Source organism: Frankia sp. CeTa3Moorea (assembly GCF_978021225.1).
Genome location: NZ_CDXDOR010000065.1, coordinates 27,209 through 27,815, shown reverse-complemented (window position 1 = coordinate 27,815; position 607 = coordinate 27,209). Strand labels below are relative to the sequence as shown.

The window sequence follows — 607 nt, the reverse complement described above, 5'->3', positions numbered from 1 at the left end:
GCGGCCTGTGGTCAGCCTAGCCGGGTGGGCCGTTCCGGGACGGGCCTGCCTGCGGCGGTCACGGCGGTGGGTGCGAGACCAGTGGGTGTGAGGTGCCGTGGCGGGTGAGGTGCCGTGGTGGGTGTGAGGCTTTGTGGCACATCTCCCGCCGGGCTGCGCCAAGCGGGCACGTGCGGTGATGCGGGGTTAGTGTCCGGTCGTGCGCCTCGGTGTCATGGGTGGGACCTTCGACCCCGTCCACAACGGGCACCTCGTCGCAGCCAGTGAGGTGGCCGCCCTGTTCGATCTGGACGAGGTGGTCTTCGTGCCGAGCGGGCAACCCTGGCAGAAGATTCATCGCAAAGTCTCCGCCGCCGAGGACCGCTATCTGATGACCTTCCTCGCGACGGCGGGGAATCCGCAGTTCACGGTCAGCCGGATCGAGATCGACCGGGGCGGCGCCACCTACACCATCGACACCCTGCGAGACCTGCGTGCGGCGCGACCGGACGACGAGCTGTTCTTCATCACGGGGGCGGACGCGCTCGCGCAGATTTTCACCTGGCGTGACCACCGCGAGCTGTTCGAACTGGCCCACTTCGTCGGCGTGAGCCGGCCCGGTTATCAG

At 68.4% G+C, this 607-nt stretch carries 1 protein-coding gene; it reads left to right on the top strand.

Translation table 11 applies throughout. The features are described from left to right. Positions 1-214: 214 nt before the first annotated feature. Positions 215-607, top strand: a 393-nt coding sequence (nadD, locus tag AC08OV_RS13460; RefSeq protein ID WP_476619743.1) for a nicotinate-nucleotide adenylyltransferase, incomplete at its 3' end; no start/stop codon positions are given.